Origin of the sequence: Mucilaginibacter angelicae (assembly GCF_042434235.1) — a bacterium.
GTDB classification, from domain to species: Bacteria; Bacteroidota; Bacteroidia; order Sphingobacteriales; family Sphingobacteriaceae; genus Mucilaginibacter; species Mucilaginibacter angelicae.
The window spans coordinates 129,469-145,184 of the sequence record NZ_JBHLTS010000019.1; the positions used below are offsets into that span (position 1 = coordinate 129,469).

The 15,716-nt window shown below is 44.2% G+C and carries 11 protein-coding genes; 4 read left to right on the forward strand and 7 right to left on the reverse strand.

Annotation, left to right across the window (positions count from 1 at the left end; genetic code table 11):
- Window positions 1-21 precede the first annotated feature (21 nt).
- From ACFFGT_RS08030 to ACFFGT_RS08055, 6 genes are all read right to left on the reverse strand, one after another.
- Complete coding sequence (locus ACFFGT_RS08030) at window positions 22-213, reverse strand: hypothetical protein (protein ID WP_377021998.1); 192 nt, start codon at window positions 211-213, stop codon at window positions 22-24.
- Between the two features lie 59 nt (window positions 214-272).
- A complete protein-coding gene (locus ACFFGT_RS08035) occupies window positions 273-1,901 on the reverse strand; it encodes an alpha-L-fucosidase (RefSeq protein WP_377021999.1) in 1,629 nt (542 codons plus the stop codon).
- A gap of 73 nt (window positions 1,902-1,974) precedes the next feature.
- Window positions 1,975-3,507 carry a SusD/RagB family nutrient-binding outer membrane lipoprotein gene (locus tag ACFFGT_RS08040; protein WP_377022000.1) on the reverse strand — a complete coding sequence of 511 codons (1,533 nt, stop codon included), beginning with the start codon at window positions 3,505-3,507 and terminating at the stop codon, window positions 1,975-1,977.
- A gap of 19 nt (window positions 3,508-3,526) precedes the next feature.
- Window positions 3,527-6,976 (reverse strand): SusC/RagA family TonB-linked outer membrane protein, encoded by a 3,450-nt coding sequence (locus tag ACFFGT_RS08045; RefSeq protein WP_377022001.1) that lies wholly within the window; start codon window positions 6,974-6,976, stop codon window positions 3,527-3,529.
- Between the two features lie 11 nt (window positions 6,977-6,987).
- Window positions 6,988-8,022, reverse strand: coding sequence for a FecR family protein (locus ACFFGT_RS08050; protein ID WP_377022002.1), 1,035 nt, complete (start codon window positions 8,020-8,022; stop codon window positions 6,988-6,990).
- Between the two features lie 80 nt (window positions 8,023-8,102).
- Window positions 8,103-8,723, reverse strand: coding sequence for an RNA polymerase sigma factor (locus ACFFGT_RS08055; RefSeq protein ID WP_377022003.1), 621 nt, complete (start codon window positions 8,721-8,723; stop codon window positions 8,103-8,105).
- Between the two features lie 254 nt (window positions 8,724-8,977).
- On the opposite strand from ACFFGT_RS08055, the gene ACFFGT_RS08060 reads away from it, so the two are divergent.
- Complete coding sequence (locus tag ACFFGT_RS08060; protein ID WP_377022004.1) at window positions 8,978-10,018, forward strand: LacI family DNA-binding transcriptional regulator; 1,041 nt, start codon at window positions 8,978-8,980, stop codon at window positions 10,016-10,018.
- Window positions 10,019-10,221: 203 nt separating this feature from the next.
- Here ACFFGT_RS08060 and ACFFGT_RS08065 read toward each other — a convergent pair whose 3' ends face one another.
- Window positions 10,222-10,986, reverse strand: coding sequence for a DeoR/GlpR family DNA-binding transcription regulator (locus tag ACFFGT_RS08065; RefSeq protein WP_377022005.1), 765 nt, complete (start codon window positions 10,984-10,986; stop codon window positions 10,222-10,224).
- Between the two features lie 152 nt (window positions 10,987-11,138).
- On the opposite strand from ACFFGT_RS08065, the gene ACFFGT_RS08070 reads away from it, so the two are divergent.
- From ACFFGT_RS08070 to ACFFGT_RS08080, 3 genes are read left to right on the forward strand one after another with little or no spacing between them, the layout of a single operon-like run.
- Complete coding sequence (locus ACFFGT_RS08070; protein ID WP_377022006.1) at window positions 11,139-12,719, forward strand: glycerol-3-phosphate dehydrogenase/oxidase; 1,581 nt, start codon at window positions 11,139-11,141, stop codon at window positions 12,717-12,719.
- A gap of 57 nt (window positions 12,720-12,776) precedes the next feature.
- Window positions 12,777-14,291: a glycerol kinase GlpK gene (gene glpK, locus ACFFGT_RS08075; protein WP_377022007.1), complete on the forward strand. Its 1,515-nt coding sequence runs from the start codon at window positions 12,777-12,779 to the stop codon at window positions 14,289-14,291.
- Window positions 14,292-14,315: 24 nt separating this feature from the next.
- Window positions 14,316-15,047 carry an MIP/aquaporin family protein gene (locus tag ACFFGT_RS08080; RefSeq protein WP_377022008.1) on the forward strand — a complete coding sequence of 244 codons (732 nt, stop codon included), beginning with the start codon at window positions 14,316-14,318 and terminating at the stop codon, window positions 15,045-15,047.
- Window positions 15,048-15,716 lie beyond the last annotated feature (669 nt).

Genomic DNA, 15,716 nt, shown 5'->3' on the forward strand with positions numbered 1-15,716 from the left:
AATAAATAATATAAAATCCCTTTATTTTTGAAACTCATCCGGGTCAACCTCAGGCTGGTCGGGTTCAGTATCAGGAATTTCATCCGGGATATTTTCAGGTGCCTCTTCGGGCACTTCCGGCTCTCCCGGATCAGTAGGCTGCCTGATCTCCGGCCGCTCAGGATTTACCGGTATTTCATCTGGTTCGTTTGGCATGGTTTTCTTCTTTGACATATCTTATTAACTGCTAAACAGCCAATAGGTTTGTTAAACCTTACCTTAAGGGGAAAATATTACGGCTTAAACAGTTTATTCTCTCCTTCAATTTCAACATTAGCCTGCTCAACCACTGCTTTATATTCGTAATCGGCTTTTAAAGGCAATACTGCTTCAAAAGTGCCATCACCTTTAATATTTACCCAGGTGCCGGCTGTCCACTTTCCTGCATATAAAGTTTCAACCTGCCCGTGATAAGGGCGATAATCAAACCTCGCTCGTTTTGCCGAAATACTTTTGTAGTTCAGGATTTTTCCTTTTAAAACCGCGCCGGTTTTTACCTTTGAACCTGCTCCTGTTTCAACGATGGCAGCTTCTTTAAAAACAGGGTTAACATTTTCCAGTTTGATCACTACCGGGTTAGGCCAGCGGTGATCGTCATAAATGCGTTGGGCCTTTACAACTGATACTTCAAGCCCCTTATCGGTTTGTTTGTATCGGCAACTTACATCATCGGTTTTATATTCGATGATCCTGCTGTTCTGCCCCAAGACACTCACTTTAGTATTATCTGTGGCAATGGCCGAACGGACAAGAAAAGTTTTGCGGGTCCCCTCCTTCCAGTCGGCAGCATTAGTTACTATAGCATAAAGCGTATGCCCGTTTTTAGCGGTAAACCAGGTATCGCCTTCTTTACTTATCACCCAGCTTCGTACACTGTCAATACATTCACGGTTAACAAAATACCAGGCCGACATTTCGCGCAACCTTTCCTCCTGTTCGATGGGTAATGCGCCATCTGGCTTCGGGCCAACGTTCAGCAACAGCGACCCGCCTTTTGCCCTTGCCTCTATCAATAAACCTATTAACTGGCTGCCCGATTTATAGCGCTCGTTAGTTGGCTGATAGCCCCAGGCTGTACCCATGGTGATACAGGAGAGCCATGGCTCATTGATCATGGCGCCCGGCATGATCTGTTCGGGTGTTTTAATAGCGCCGCGGGTTATCAGCAAGTCGGGTTGTAATTTCCAGCAGGTTTGCTTAACTACTTCTTTGGGATCACCGTCGATAAAAAGTACGTCGATTTTTCCATAATTGGTCATCAACTCTTCGCATTGTTTCCGGGTGTACTCGTCATATTCGTGCCGGGTTTGGGCATCCATCTTAACATCAGTACGACTGATGGCGATGTGATGATCACGAAGAAAGTTAAAATCCTCGGGCGAAAAATAGAAACCGACCTGCAACCCGGCTTCGCGCGTAGCATCAACAAACTCCTTTAACAGGTCTTTTTTGTAAGGCGTGTGAGTGATATTAAAATCGGTGGTTTTGGTATCCCACATACAAAAACCCGAATGGTGTTTGGTGGTAAATACGATATATTTCATCCCCGCCAGCTTAGCCAGCGTTGCTATTTGATGCGGATCAAATTTGGAGGGATCAAAGGTTTTAGGCAGCTCATTAAAATACCTGTTCACATAATCGTCACTTGCCCCAACCAATGAATGGCTGATCACTACACCCAGCTGGCTATCCATACTAAAATGGATAAACAAACCTAAACCGGTGTTTTTAAGCCATAGTTCGCGTTCGGGCTTATTCTGGTTATAATTACTTGCATTATCATCCTTAACCAAATCATTTTGTGCCGATACGTTTTGAATACCACAAAACAGCAGCAGGAAAAAAAGATATTTCTTATACATTAAAACAAAAGTAAAAAAATCGGGGAGGGCCCCACGCCCTCCCCAAAACAACATCAACTAATCAACTTTAACACTATTGTTTATCCCACCAGATCCTGGTTAAAAAGTCATCCGAACCTTGCCGTGCAATGGCAGCAGCGTATGATGCAGCGTTAAGGTTTTGCTCAGCAACCGGGTACAACATCCGCCTGAAGATTTTACCGCCGGTAGCATTGCCCACATAATTATTAGGTACAAGTACAGGGTAACCGGTACGCCTGTAGCTTGCAAAAACTTCCTGCGCATCAGGAAATACACCAACCCAAAACTGGGTGTAGATCTGCGCCATCTTTTGATCTAACGTGCCACCTGTGTTAAAAGGGTGCGCGCTGATATACGAGTTGATCTGCGCCGTTGTTATGGTGCCTGCGCTACCAGCTATAATGCTCCACTGGCGCATTGATGCGGCTATACCGTTCTGATATAATAATTCGGCAGTGGCAGCAGTATACCAGCCCCTTGCAGCAGCTTCAGATAACAGAAAATAGCTTTCGGCAGCTGTAAAAACCAATCGCGGAGAGTTTAACAGCAATATGGTTTTAGGATTTGGTTCCGAATAGGTCACAAAATCGGCAGGCTTGGCATTCAGTCCCGCCGACATGCCTTTTTGGATAGCCGAGGTGGTATCAGCCACGCCGCCGTTCCATACCACAGATACCACAGCTAAACGCGGATCTTTATTGGCTTTCAGGTAATTGATAAACACATCCTGGTACTTGCCACCTTCGGTATTGGTACTACCGTTACCTGCAATATAATCGTTGTTATAAAGATCAAGCGCCAAAGGGTTTTTGTTGATATCCTGTCCTGCACCAACGTAAGCTACTTTGGCAACATCTGCATCATCTAAAATAACACCACCTGCTATGGCTTTTGCAGCCCAGGTTTGTGCTTGTGCAATATCGACTTTGGTCATGCGCATGGCACACCTGAGCATGAGTGAGTAGGCAAACTTTTTCCATTTTACAGTATTGCCGCCGTAAATTAAATCTGCCGAGCCAAAGGTTGTTTTGGCAGCGTCAAGACTTTGGGCTGCCTGGTCAAGCTCCTTCAATAAATCGGCATAGATGTCTTTTTGAGCATCATAGGCGGGTTTGTATATCGCCTGGTTATAACCTTGCGCCGCCTGCGAATAAGGGATGTCCCCATAAAGGTCGGTAAGCCTGCTAAAGCAATACACTTTCCAAATCCTTGCTTCGGCCTGCAGGTTCACCTGCGAAGCATCGGTGCCAACTGCCTTTAAAACCTCCACCAATTCGTTGATCTCATTTGGATAGGCATTAGTAAAAGCGGCTGCCGACTGCGGGCTTTGGCTCAACACATACTTTGATCCGAAACCGGCCACATCATTAAAGCTGGTAGTATACTGCATAGTACCTAATAACAGGTCAAGCATGCGGGCAGTACCATCGTACTGAGCTTTGGTGAAAATGTACTGCGGTACCGCTTTTGACGATGCATCGGGGTTCACGTTAAGCGTATCAAAGTTTTTGGTACATGATTGTATAGCGATAATGCCGAGCATTACCAGGGAACAATAAATATATTTAGTTAAATGTCTTTTCATCGTATTCAATTTAAAAGTGTTAAAACTTAACAGCCAGGTTTACACCAAGTGAACGGGTACGCGGCAAGCCGATAGACTCAAAGCCCTGCGCATTACTATTGGTAAAGCTTTGCTCCGGATCAAAATTGTCTGTCTGTTTATAGATAGTCCAAAGGTTCCGGGCCACGAAGGAGATGCTGGCCGACTGGATCTTAACTTTGTTTAAAAGGCTTGTTGGAAGCGCATACGACAGGATAACCTGGCGAAGTTTAACAAAGCTGCCATCGTGCAAAAACAGGTCGGAATACGTTTTGTAATTATCATAGTATGACCTTAAGCCACTTACAGGTACCGTACGGGTGTAAGGTGCGCCTGTTTGATCAACACCTGTTAACACCAATCCGTTTTCACGGCCGGGCAATGTTGATTTCATCAAGCCCAAACGGGTAGCATACACTTCCATAACCGAAAACACCTTGTTCCCAAACTTGCCATCAATCAGGAAGTTTAACGAAAACCTTTTATACCTGAATTCGTTGGTTAAACCCATGGTAAGCGGGGCAACGCTTTTACCCAGCTGCTGCAACGGGGTTTGTACCGGTAAACCGGTGGTGGCATTGAACACTACATTGCCCTGAGCATCCTTTTGCATACGGGTACCAACCAACATACCAAAGGGCTTACCTTCAATATTATCTAAAATACCCCAGTTACCTACAGAAGTTGCCAGCTGAATGGTGTTAAGCCCGGGAGCCAGTTTAACTACCTTGTTATCGTTGTAGGCTACGTTATAGCTCGCGGTCCAGGTAAAGTTGCCTGTTTTTACAGGTGTACCATTCAACAATACCTCGATACCCCTGTTGCTTACCTCACCAACATTCAGGATCACATTATTGTAGCCTGATGTTGAAGATATAGCTGTATTTACAATATCGTTGGTTGTTTTACGATCATACAGCGTAACATCCAAACCTAAGCGGTTCCTGAGCATCTGCAATTCAAAACCGCCTTCAAAGGTTGTTGAAGTATATGGTTTAAGATTGCTGTTGGTAATGTTATTAGTAGTTACGTTTTGCAGTGGCTGCCCGGCGCTTGGTACGTTACTGTAGGTAAGGTTAATAACGTAAGGGTCCGGCGCGCCGCCGCCTACCTGCGCCCATGAACCGCGCAGTTTGGCAAGGTTAAAAAACTCAGGGAGTTTAACCGCATCCGAAAGGATAAAGCTGCCGCCTATGCTTGGATAAAAGATACTGTTACTTTTTGGGCTAAGCGTTGAAAACCAATCCTTCCTGCCGGTGAATGACAGGAACACCAGGCTCTTATAATCAAAATCGGCCGAACCAAAAACCGAATTGGTTACTACCTTAGCATTATATGGCGTGGTTGATGAAACTGCAAGGTTGGTAAAGCTGTAAAAATATGGAATGGTAAATTGCGAACCGCTAAACGTTAGCTGGTTTGTTGTGTTTTTACGGCTGTTTACACCGCCCAAAACATTCACAGTTAAATCACTGATGATCTTTGTTTTGTAATTAACAGTTGCGAGCTCGTTGGTTTCAGACACATCCGACTTGATACCTGCATACTGGCCGTTAGGAATATACAATGTACCGGTTGGCAGGATATTGGTATAGTTGTAATTGAAAAAGTCGCGGCTGATGGTAGCCTTGAAAGTAAGATCTTTTATAGGCGAGTAAATAACAGATCCCTGGCCGATAAAACGGTTCTTAACGTCATCTTCCTTATATTTATTGATCACAAAATACCCGTTGGACGCAATGGATGCATCGTTCCAGATCTGCTCGTTGCCCAAAGCGTCATAACCCGGTTTAAGCCAGCGAACATCAACCGTATTGGCTACTTCAAGCGGGGTCCAGTTTGGATTACCCAGGGCGTCGCCTGCACCAGTACGGTTATGGCCGGTTTCAACATTATATTGGGCCAATGCTTCAATTGATAGCTTGTCGCTCAGTTTGCCGTTCAGGGCAAGGTTAAAGGTTTTACGATCATAAGTAGTACCGGGCAAAATACCTTTACTGTTCAGATCGGCAGCCGAAAACCTGTAGGTAAAAGCTTCATTACCGCCTAAAAATGCAAGGCTGTTGGTATAAGTGCTGCCTGTTTGATAAAAGTTTTTGAGGTTGTTTTTCTGTGCAACATAAGGGTGAGTTTTTCCATCAACAGCTACATAATCAGTTGAGCCATCAATTTTTGAGCCCCATGAACGCCTTCCGCTTGCCTGTGCGGCTGCCAGCGTGGTTGGTTTTACCCCGCCATCGCCCTGCCCGTACTCATACTGGTAGTCGGGAAATACAGCCACATTATCATAGGTAGCTGTCGAGTTAAATTCAACCCCTACCCCTTTTTGGATGCGGCCTTTTTTAGTAGTTATCAAAATTACACCATTCGCAGCCCGCGAACCATAAAGCGCCGCCGCCGTACCGCCTTTAAGTACACTTATTGACTCAATATCGTCGGGGTTTATGGCTGCTATACCATCACCGCGGTCAACGTTGTTGGTAATACCGTTAACTGTAGCAGCACCACCCGGTACGCTATTATCTATCGGCATACCGTTTACCACGTACAATGGTTGGTTATCACCGGCAAGGCCACCATTACCCCTGATCACCACGCGGCTTGAACCGCCGGGCCCGGTTGATAAACCGGCCGCGTTAACACCGGCAACTTTACCGGTAAGCGCATTAGCTACGTTATTTTCGCGGGCCTGGGTAAACTCTGTACCCTTAACTTCGGTAACCGAATAGCCTAATGATTTCTTTTGCTTGCTGATACCGAGGGCGGTAACCACAACTTCGTTAAGGGCTTTGTTGTTTTGAGCCAGTTTAATTTGCAAAGATGATGCGGGATCGTTTACTGCAACTTCTTCCTGGTTATACCCTATATAGGCTACCACCAGGGTTAATGGCCTGCCAGAATATTTATCAGGAACTACCAGTTTAAAGCTGCCCATAATATCGGTGATAGCACCTACCTTATTGTCAATTTTTAGATAAACTGACGCTCCAACAACCGGTTGACCATCACCGGCATCCACAACCTTACCTGTTAATGTAACTGCTGCAACAGCTGCATTGGTTGAGGTAAGGTCCTTTACCGTAAAAATCGAGATCTGGTTATCATTTATCTTGCGATATGTTAGCTGAAAGGCAGACAACAATTGCTTCAAATTATCATCAAGCGTTAACTGGTTTATGTTGCTGGTCAAATTTGCTGGCACAAATTTGTTGTCAAGCAAGCCTTCCTGGTAAGCTATCTGAACATTGAATTGTTTTTTCAGGTTATCCAGCGCATCTTTTAGCAGCACTTTGTTTTCAACAGCCTGCGGAGCTGTATAAACGTAGCTTTTTGCGTGAATCCTGTTGTTACTGGTTAATGCCATTTGGGCGTAGCCGTACGCCGACCGGCCAAGCAATACCATCAGGAAACAGCAACATCTTAAAAAATTGGATGAGTCGAGTTTTCTCATAAGTTATTCGTTTAGGGGTTTAATTTTGTTATGGTGATATTTTTGTCTGTTCGGATAATTTTCACAGGGAGTGTGGTCGAGATAGTTTCTATCAGCTCATCAACATTGGGAACGCTTATCTCTCCTTCTATTTTGAGGTTGGCTAAATCGGGACTCGAAAAATCAACGTGATAGCCATAGTCATCGGTCATGATCTCGCTGATCTGCGCCAGTGTGGCATCATTAAATAAAAGCTGATGTTTTGTCCATTTGGTGATCTTTTCGGGAACGGGAAGGATCATTCGGGTAAGGGCTTTTTTATAAGCATGTTGCACATAATCGCCCGGTTTCATAATAATCGATTGTTTCCCCGATGCGGCGTCAACATAATCAAGCCTGATCTTTCCCTGCACTAAACCTACATTGGTTTTATTATGCCTGCTTCTAACATTAAAGGTTGTTCCCAATACCTCAATATCCATGTCAGGGCAGTGCACTATAAATCTTTCAGACGGTTTAATATGGCTGGGGTCTTTATTGATATGCTTTACGTTGAACAGTCCCTCTCCGCTTATCCAAACCTCTCTTGAATTTTTGTCCCAGTTATTGGAGTAAGTTAATTTTGAGTTACCATTGAGCACCACGGTTGAGCCATCGGGCAAGGTGACGGTGCTCAGCTCGCCATAAGTAGTATCAATTTCATTTGGCCTGCCTTTTATCAGCCATAAAGCAATGCCTATAGATGATATCAGCAATAACATCGCAGCAACACGAAGGAATCTGTTTAACGTGAATATCTTTGTCTTAACCTCGCCTTTTTGCAGCGATGATTCAATCCGCAGCCAGACTTTTGATTGATTTTCTTCGTTGGTAAAAACATCCTGCTTACGGTATGCAGTAATAATTTTTGAAGCTTCGGCTATTATTTCTTTCTGTTGCGGGTATGCGGCTACAACCTGCTGCCAAAAAAAGGTATCGTTAAGTGAGGGGTTAATCACAAAACGGAGAAAATCATCATCTTCTAAAAAGTCAGGCAGGGTATAATTACTGTATTTGGCAATCTGCATGGGTTATAAGGTGTTATTTTAACCTTATAGACAGCACCCTACCCTAATTATCCCTACAAATCGAAAAAAAATTTATTTTTTTAATAATTATTCACGCAAAAGCATGAATACAGGGCTAAAACAATAGCTAATTTGGATGTTTTGAGCACATCCTGGAGGTTATCAAAAGCTTTATAGATCAATTTATAGGCCGAACTGATGTTTATTTCCATAATATCAGCAATTTCATCGTAGCCTAAACCCTCATAAAAGCGCAGATAGATGATTTCCTGCTGCCGTGCAGGTAAGGCTTTTACGTGAAACTTAATTTTTTTCTGTAATTCCTGCTCTTCCTCATCGGCCATGAGCTGCTGATCAAATGAAATTTCGAAAGGGAAGTTATGCTGTGCTTCATCTTCCAGGTCAACAAACCGCGATTTTGATTGCAGCTTGCGGAAAATAATGCTGCGTAGAGATTTAAAGAGATAATTTTTTACCGAAACCGGGTTGCCAAGCCCTGCCCTGTTTGTCCACAGCCTGATAAAAAGGTCGTGGATAGCATCCTCAATTACATTTACATCCCTTGTGAATTTATGCCCGTAATTATTAAGGATCTTAAAATATTGGTTATATAATTGTGTGTAGGCATCCCAATTGCCTTCTTTAAAAGCAAGCCAAACAGCAGTATTATGATCGTCATGAACAATTTGTTCGTGAGACATAGCTTAACCAGGGGATAAAACGTTTTACAATTGAAATCAGGTACAATGTAGTAATTATAACAATAATTTTACGTCAACTTTAAAAATCAATGTCACTTAGATTAAAGTAAGATTGTCCCGACTAATATGGAAACCATTACAAATTAGTTACACAGTTTGAAAATTGAAAAACGCTGAAATATTCATTTTTTAAAATAACTTAGCCCATATCAATTTTTCCCTGGATATTTAAGAACCTGCTGCCGGATTAAATTATGTTTGAATCAGTTACTATTAAGGATATTGCCAAGGCTTTGGGTGTGTCAACATCAACGGTATCAAGGGCGTTGAACGGGAGTTATGAAATAGGTACGGAAACTAAAAAGCTTGTCCTGGAGTATGCCGAAAAGATAAACTACCGGCCCAACCCGATAGCCTTAAGCCTTAAAGAGCAAAAAAGTCATTCGATAGGTGTTGTAGTATGCGAGGTAGCCAATGATTATTTTTCACAAGCGATTAACGGTATTGAATCTATAGCTTATAACCGCGGTTATCATGTTATCATCACCCAAACGCACGAATCATTTGACAGGGAAAGCGCCAATGTAAAACATTTACTGTCAAGGCATGTAGATGGCTTACTGGTGTCATTAGCAGCTCAAACAACAGACACCTCCCAATATAAATACCTGCTTGATAAAGGTTTCCCTATCGTATTCTTTGACAGGGCAGCCCCCGATCTGAATACCCACAAAGTGATAGCCAATAATTTCCAGGGCGCATTTAATGGTACCGAAGCATTGATCAACTCGGGCTTTACCAAAATAGCCCACCTTACCAATTCAAATAACCTGCTCATCAGTCATGAGCGTTTTGATGGTTACAAGGCGGCACTTGATCAATACGGTATTGAATTCAGGCCCGAATACCTGAAACACTGTAACCATGGCGGCATGATCCAGGATGAAGTTGAGTTTGCCCTGAAAGAACTGCTGGCACTGGATGATAAACCGGAAGCTATTTTTAGTGGCAGCGACAGGCTTACCATCAGCAGTATGTCGATATTAAAAAAATGGGGGTTAAAAGTTCCGGGAGATATCGCGATAGCAGGGTTCACCAACTCGGATGTGGTTGATCTGTTTGACCCGCCTTTAACTGTAGTACGCCAGCCAGCTTTCCAGATAGGACAAATGGCTACCGAAATGCTGATCAAAACCATTGAAAGCAAATGGCCTGTTGAAGAATTTACTACCGAGAAGGTGGATACGCAGTTGATAGTAAGGTCATCGTCAGAGAAAAGTGCGGGGAAGAAATAGAACAACTGAGGATTTTATTGTTAAACTAAAACCCATGTCATTGCGAGGAGCAGCATGGGCAAAAGCATCTGGGGCGACGTGGCAATCTCGTAGCTATACAGATCGGACATGCATTGGCGACGAGATTGCCGCGCTACGCTCGCAATGACATTTTTTTATTTTATCTTTTCAAGAGCTGTCATTATCAAACAAAGCTTAAACTCCTAAACAACCGTCACCTTTACCCCTTTTTCTTCCAGCATATTGAGCATTGCCGGACTGATACCACTATCGGTAATGATCTCATTGATCTGATCCAACGAACAGATCTTCGCTAATCCCCGTTTGCCAAATTTAGTACTATCGGCCAGTACAATGGTAGTTTGAGCAGCATTGATCATTTTTTGGTTAAGGCGTGCTTCGGATAAATTGGTTGTGGTGAGCCCTATTTCCGGATCGATGCCATCTACTCCTAAAAACAACACGCCGCATAGCATATCATCCAGCATCAGTTCGGCGTAATTACCGGTTACCGATGATGAGGTATTTCGCATTTGGCCGCCTAATTGAACAATATCAACCTGCGGGTGCTGCAAAAGCTCAAGGGCTACCGGTAATGCAGCCGTAACTACCGTAAGATGCCTGTTAGGCTGCATGGCACGGGCAAGGGCAAGCATAGTAGTACCCGAGGCTATAATAACCGAATCATTAGTATCGATCCTCACAGCGGCTTCGGCGGCAATCTTTTTCTTTTCCGGACCGTTCAGCTTTTCCTTTTCGGCTACCGGCCTGTCATTAGCGTAAGGGTTTGTTTTGCTTGCACCACCATGCGTTCTAAAAAGCAGGTTTTTATCTTCTAAAAGTTTCAGGTCCTTTCGGATAGTAACCTCCGAAACACTTAACTGATTGCTCAGGTCCTGCACATTCACAAACCCATCGGTATCAACTTTTTGCAGGATAAACTTATGCCGGTCGGTATTTTTACTCATGATCGCTAAATTAAACAGAAAAATCAACTGTAATGTTTTACAAAACCTATTGTGCTGCTTATAACCCAAAAGTAATGAAATAAAATTATTTTTAATTTCATTTAGTTTTATTTTATTTCGATTTTATATATTTGAATAAATATCGAAATAAAATGAATCAATTTACAAGAGAAGCTAATCCCAACCACCTTAACGATACCGAAAAGATCTGGGACCTGATTATTATAGGTGGTGGGGCTACCGGACTTGGCGCAGCTGTTGATTCAGCTTCACGCGGCTTCTCTACCCTATTGTTGGAACAAGCCGATTTTGCCAAAGGCACCTCGAGCCGCGCAACCAAACTGGTGCACGGCGGAGTGCGATACTTGGCACAGGGCGATATAGGCCTGGTGCGCGAAGCTTTACGCGAACGGGGATTATTATTGCAAAACGCACCGCACCTTGTAAAAAACGAAAGTTTTATCATCCCCAATTATACCTGGTGGGACGGTGTCTTTTATACCATAGGCCTCAGCATTTACGATCTGCTGGCCGGCAAACTAAGCTTTGGCAGAGCAAAGCATATCTCCAAAAAAGAAACAATTAAGCGCTTACCCGGAATACAGGAAAAGGACCTTCATGGCGGTGTGGTTTACCACGACGGGCAGTTTGATGATTCGAGACTGGCCATTAACCTGGCGCAAACGGGTATTGAACAAGGCGCAACCCTAATCAATTACTTTAAAGTAACCGGATTGATCAAAAATACGGCCGGTAAAATCACAGGCGTAAAAGCTACCGACACAGAAACCAGCATCAATTACCAATTAAAGGCAAAAACGGTAATTAATGCTACCGGTGTTTTTGTTGATGATGTGCTTAAAATGGATACACCAGAAAAGAAGCCAATGGTTAGGCCAAGCCAGGGTGTACACCTTGTGCTCGACCGTTCATTTTTACCGGCTGAGGATGCCCTGATGATCCCTAAAACCGAGGACGGGCGCGTACTTTTTGCCGTTCCGTGGCACGAGAAGTTACTGATAGGCACTACCGATACCCCCATCGATTCGCACAGCCTTGAGCCGGTTGCGCTGGACGAGGAAGTGGAATTTATATTAAGAACCGCAGGCAAATACCTCACCAAAGCCCCAACCCGTGCAGATGTTTTAAGCGTATTTGCAGGTTTAAGGCCGCTTGCCGCCCCGCAGGATGGATCATCAAAAACAAAGGAAATTTCAAGGAGCCATAAACTGATCGTTTCAGCATCGGGTTTGATTACCATAACGGGCGGCAAATGGACTACCTATCGCAAAATGGCCGAGGATATAGTTGATAAGGCTATTGAAACAGGGGGGCTAAATAATATGCCGTGTAAAACAGCTTCCTTATCCATTCATGGCAGTCGCCCCAATCCCGACCGCACAAACCCGATGTTTGTTTATGGCGCCGATATTGAAAAGGTTTTGGCTTTGCACAAGGAGAACCCCGACTGGAAAAACCCTGTCCATGCTGAAGGCAGTTATACGAAGGGCGAGGTGATCTGGTCGGTAAGAAACGAGATGGCACGTACCGTTGAAGATATACTGGCGCGCCGTACCCGGGTGTTATTTTTAGATGCCCGCCTGGCTACCGCAATGGCACCCGAAGTAGCCCGCCTCATGGCCGGCGAACTTGGAAAAGATGCAGCATGGGAACAAGCACAGGTTAAAGCCTTTAACGAAACAGCAAAAAATTATATACTAACACCGCATTAAAATGAACAAATTTAATGTGATATTCAATAAATAAACCAAGGTAAACCAAACCAAATTATGCAAGAATATATTTTAGCGCTCGACCAGGGCACTACCAGTTCGCGGGCAATAATTTTTGATCATGCGGGCAAGATCATTACTTCGGCACAAAAAGAATTTAAACAGTACTTCCCTAAACCGGGCTGGGTTGAGCATGACCCGAATGAGATCTGGGCAGGGCAGATCTCGGTTGCGGTAGAGGCTATCGCTAAAGCAGGTTTAGGCGGCGGAAATATCAAAGCCATTGGCATAACCAACCAGCGCGAAACCACCATAGTATGGAACCGCAAAACCGGCGAACCAATCCATAATGCCATTGTTTGGCAGGACAGGCGCACCGCCGCCTTTTGCGACGAACTAAAGCAGAGCGGCCATAGTGATATAATCCGTGATAAAACAGGACTGGTGATAGATGCCTATTTTTCGGGATCAAAAATAAAATGGATCCTGGATAATGTTGAAGGTGCAAGAGCGCAAGCCGAAGCCGGTGAACTGGCCTTTGGCACGGTTGACAGCTGGCTCATTTGGCAACTTACCCGAAGCGAAGTATACGCGACCGATGTGACCAACGCAGGCCGGACTATGTTATTTAACATCCGTACCCAACAATGGGACGACGAACTATTACAACTCTTCAACATTCCCAAAAGCATACTACCCGAAGTAAAACAATCAAGCGAATTATATGGCCATACCGCCAATAATATATTTGCACAAAGGATCCCGATAGCAGGTATTGCCGGCGATCAGCATGCGGCTTTATTCGGGCAAATGTGTATTGATAAAGCCATGGTTAAAAACACCTATGGCACCGGCTGTTTTATGCTCATGAATATCGGGCATGAGTTTATCAAATCAAAAAACAACCTGCTTACCACCATTGCCTGGAAAATAAACGGCGAGATCACCTATGCCTTTGAAGGCAGTATTTTTATAGGCGGCGCGGTAGTACAATGGCTGCGCGACGGTCTGGGCATTATCAAAACATCGGCCGATGTTGAGAAACTGGCAACATCGGTAAAAGATACCGCGGGTGTTTACTTTGTTCCGGCCTTTGCGGGCCTGGGTGCCCCCTACTGGGACCCTGAAGTACGCGGGGCCATAGTTGGCCTAACCCGGGGCGCTACCGCAGCCCATATTTCAAGGGCGGCATTGGCATCTATCGCCTACCAAACCATGGATGTACTTAAAGCAATGGAAGCCGATGCAGGCGTGGAGATAAAAGAACTGCGTGTGGATGGTGGTGCAACCGCCAATAACCTGCTGATGCAGTTTCAATCGGATGTATTGAACTGTAAAGTGATCCGGCCTGAAGTTACTGAAACAACGGCGCTCGGTGTAGCTTATATGGCCGGGCTGGCTGTAGGCTACTGGAAAGACATCGCCGAAATTCAACAACTCTGGGCAGCCGAAGCTGAATTTGCGCCTGGCGACGATCTTGATGAAGTAAAAACCGGCATAGCAGGCTGGCAACGTGCGGTAAGCACGGCCCAATGCTGGTCGAACTCCGGGCATCCGGTAACAGTTATTTAATATCCACCTTTAAAATATTTTAACATGTCTCCATTTGTAGCCGAACTGATAGGCACCATGCTCCTGATATTATTAGGCGACGGCGTTGTAGCCAACGTTGTTTTAAAAGATACCAAAGGAAATAACGGCGGCTGGATAGTGATAACCACCGCCTGGGGCCTGGCTGTTTTTGTAGGGGTGGTTGTTGCCGGGCCGTATAGCGGGGCACATCTTAATCCTGCCGTAACTTTGGCGCTTGCCATTGCGGGCAAGTTTGCATGGGCAAATGTTATACCCTACATTATTGCCCAGTTTGCGGGAGCCTGCATGGGTGCTTTTTTAGTATGGATAATGTATTACGATCATTTTAAACGAACAAACGATCCGGCCTCTATACTGGCCGTATTTTGCACAGGCCCTGCCGTGCGTAATTATGTATCAAATATCGCCAGTGAAGTGATTGGCGCTTTTGTGCTCCTGTTTACTATTTTCTATATAGCGGGTGCTGAAATTACGCCGGTTAAAACACCTATCGGCCTTGGCTCTGTTGGTGCAATCCCGGTTGCGTTATTGGTTTGGGTGATAGGATTGTCATTAGGCGGCACTACCGGCTATGCTATCAACCCCGCTCGTGATCTGGGCCCAAGGTTTATGCATATGCTGTTGCCTATAAAAGGCAAAGGAACAAGCGATTGGGCCTACGCCTGGATTCCGGTGATAGCCCCTTTGGTTGGCGCTTCTATTGCTGCGGTGTTGTATCTATCGGTTAAGCAATAATAACCAAATTTAATGGTTATTCTCGCAAAGGAGCCGCAAAGGTTTCTTCTTAGCGTCCTTGCGTGTTTATTAGAACCCAGACTTACGAAGTTTTAAAAACTTCGTAAGTCTTCAACCGCTTTATCCCTCCCCCTTTACCCCTCGAATAGCAGCTTGTTCATTTCGTTCCTTTTATATTCTTTGTTCAAGTTGTTCATTTAATTAAAACTTAAGTAAAGAGCTAACAGGAATAGAGTCTGCTATGCGCAAAGAAACCAAATATTGTAGATTTATTTCCCCACAACGAGATTCAGAGTAGAAAATAAGCAACAATAGTATCAAAAATCAAATCCATCGGCTTAACAAAAATCAAGCCATTGAAATACATTTTTTTGAACGCTATTTTACAACCTGTGCTGTATCTTTCACTATGTCAATTTTCAAAAAAGTATAAAACAGCAACTTAGTGTACTTTTTACAACTTTTATTTTTACTACCTGCCGCATTTTCATTTTCTCACATTTCACAACTTTACTCCCCCTCGTTTTGCGCACCGTTAAGCCACCGGCATGGCTTTCCTTTTGCAACCTCTTACTAAAAAACACAACATTAACCCGAGTTTATACCAATACCGGCTGTCCCCCGGCCGCTTTGATTAAACTTTTAAGCAAGATACGCGAGCGCGTTGCA